This is a genomic window from Variovorax sp. 01T439_2 (assembly GCF_056398445.1).
In genome coordinates this window covers 1-2,691 of the sequence record NZ_JBFTPJ010000826.1, presented here as the reverse complement: position 1 = coordinate 2,691, position 2,691 = coordinate 1, and the positions used below count along the sequence as shown (strand labels likewise).

Genomic DNA, 2,691 nt, shown 5'->3' with positions numbered 1-2,691 from the left:
GATGATGAGCTTGCCCGCAACCACGGCCAGCGCGCGGCGCAGCACCGTGCTTTCGGGGCGGCAGTCTCTTTCGTTGTTGTGGTCTTCTTCGGTCAAGAGAGATCCTGTGTCATCAAGGCAAGGAGAAACATCGCGCTCTGGCAGGCGACCACGATGGCATGCCGCTGCATGAGCTGGCGGGTGCCCTGCACGCGGTCGTCGAGCGGGCGAACGGCCTTCGACGCCTCTGCGCTGCGCAACCCGAGCCGGTCGAGCGCGGTGTCGAGCGCGTCCAGCGATGCGATGGCGCCGCGCGCCAGGTCGGCGAACAGCACCTGGTCCAAGCGCAGCCTGAACGCGAAATAGCGCTCGAGCGCACCCAGCAGCAGCACCGCGCCAAACCCCATGGCGGCCGTGCTCGACAGCGAGCGCAGCGTGAGCGCGAGCACCAGCGCCCCGATGCATGTGAGCGCAAAGCCCCATACCGCCAGCACCGCCGCGGCGCGCARCAGCGCGGCCAGCGAGGCGCAGGTGGCGCATTCGTCGTCAGTCATGGGGTGGTGCTCCCGAAGCGGCGGTGCCCAATGGCGCAAGCGACATCCGCCACGCCGGCCGCAGCACGATCTGCGGACGCGCAAGGCGCACGGCGTCCTCGGCCTGCGCCAGTCCGCCCATCGCGCCATAGCGGCCCAGCCAGGCGATCACGGCGGCGGCGCTACGCGAAAAGCCCAGCGCGCAGCACACCCAAACGGCGGCGCCGTCGGCATTGCGGCGCTGCCCTTCGATGACCGCGGCCGCGCGCTGCAGGCGCACGGTCGGCGGCACGGTCAGGTCGAGCATCGGCACGCAGCGCGCATGCGGCACGCCGGCCGGCATCTGCAGCTCGGCGCACAGGCTCACCAGCCGGGGCCGGCCGGCGGCGATCCATTCGGCGCGCGTGGGCCGTCGCCCGAGCAGCAGGCCCGGCACCACTTCGACGAAAGCCGGCAGCTTGCGCGTCCAGAGCCATGCGTTGACGGCCGCACCCAGGCGATAGGGCGCGAACAGCCAGCGCGCCGCCCAGCCCATGCGGCCCCGGCCGTCCATCTGGAAGCCGCGGGCACCGAAGCCGACGTAGTTGAGCGCCACCAGCGCCAGCGAGGCCGAAGGCCAGGCGAGCCACAGCGCAACGCCGCCCAGCTGCACGGCCACGGCGAGGAACAGTGCCGCACCCACGGCGTAGAAACCCGCGAGCTTCCAGCGCTGCGCATCGCGCGTGCAGCGCCAGGCGCGCGGCATCGAAACCGTGCGCTCCAGCGGCCACAGCCACACGCAGAACAGCCCGAGCAGCGCGCCGGTCGGGATGTCGATGAAATGGTGCTGCCAGGTCGTGAGYACCGAGGCGCAGATCGCGAACGCCCACACATGCAGCACCAGCCTGGCCCATGCGGCGCGCAGGAACTGCCGATACCAGTCCCACAGGATCACCGCCAGCGCGATGTGCAGCGACGGCGCCTGGTTGTAGGGCTGGTCGAAGCCGCGCAGCGCGTTGAACAGGAAGGCCGGCGCGCCCTCGACCGCCGGCTGGCCGAAGCTGAAATGCAGCGGCCAGATCACGAAGCAGGTGCAGGCGATGAGCGTTGCGCTCACCAGCCGCAGCGCGTGCCGGTCGAGCGTGTGCCTGCTGCGCGCGAGAAAGAGCGAGAGCGCGTAGAAGACGTTGATCGTCCAGTACGGAAAGATCGTCCAGCCCCAGAACGGCAGCTGCCGCTCCCACTCGAAGGCCATCGAGGGCACCTGCGCGCGCGTGGTGGCCCACCAGTTGGCCAGGCCGTAGGTCGCATAGAACAGCGGTCCCAGGAACACGAGCCAGGCGGCTGCGCGCTTCCAGGGCCGTGGTGCGGGCGGGGGGYTCATCTGGTGCGCGGCCCGTGGCTCACGCGACCCTCACCGCGAGCGAGACGGTGAAGATGCCCCATTCGTCGATGCGCTGGTCGATCTTGCGGAAGCCCGCTTCCTCCACCAGCTGGTCCATCTCGGCCTGCGTCCGGCGGCGCATCACCCAGGCTTCGCCCTGGCGGTGGCTGGTGAGCGCGCGCGCAATCATCTCGAGCTGCGGATGCCAGGGCTGGCCGGTGTAGACCAGGTAGCCGCGGTCTTCCACCGCATCGCCGACGCCCGCGAGCGAGCGCCGCACCATTTCGTTGTCGGGGAACAGCTCGTAGAGGCCCGACACCACCGCCAGCGTGGGGCGCGGCGTCACGGTGGCCAGGCTGATGCGGTCGAAGGCGTCGGCCTGCACGAACTGCGCCACGTCTTCCAGGCCCTTCTCGGCAATGAGCGCGCGGCCGTCGCGCACGTTGATGTCGCTGTAGTCGCGCAGCAGGATCGAGCTGGCCTTGACCGGGCTCGCAAGCACCGCGTCGAGCACGTAGCGGCCATGGCCGGCCGCGATGTCCATCACGCGCACTTCGCGGTGCATCTCGGCCAGGCGCTCCATGGCGATGCGGATCAGCTCCTCGACGTGGATCTTGCGCTGCCGGATGCCGCGCCAGCCGATCGACTCCAGGTAGGTCTTGTCGACGGAGCGGCCCAGCGCGCCCTTGCCCTTCGGCTCGTTGCGGTAGACGTAGTCGAGCGTGCTGCCCGAATCGAAGCCGGTGTCGTGCCCGAGCTTCACGCCGCGCGAGAGCACACCGCCCAGGCGCAGGTTGGCGCGCGTCATGCCCCAGT

The 2,691-nt window shown here is 70.3% G+C and carries 3 protein-coding genes; all 3 read right to left on the bottom strand.

The genetic code is table 11. From position 1 onward, the window contains the following. Window positions 1-92 precede the first annotated feature (92 nt). The gene (locus tag AC1DOC_RS28390) at window positions 93-533 is read right to left on the bottom strand and encodes a hypothetical protein (protein WP_412511937.1); all 441 of its coding nucleotides are present in this window, start codon (window positions 531-533) and stop codon (window positions 93-95) included. Beyond that, window positions 526-1,875 (bottom strand): phosphatase PAP2/dual specificity phosphatase family protein, encoded by a 1,350-nt coding sequence (locus tag AC1DOC_RS28385; RefSeq protein ID WP_478130990.1) that lies wholly within the window; start codon window positions 1,873-1,875, stop codon window positions 526-528. The genes AC1DOC_RS28390 and AC1DOC_RS28385 overlap by 8 nt, the downstream gene beginning before the upstream one ends. A 19-nt stretch (window positions 1,876-1,894) precedes the next feature. After that, on the bottom strand, window positions 1,895-2,691 hold a 797-nt coding region (locus AC1DOC_RS28380), incomplete at its 5' end, for a class I SAM-dependent methyltransferase family protein (protein ID WP_478130989.1).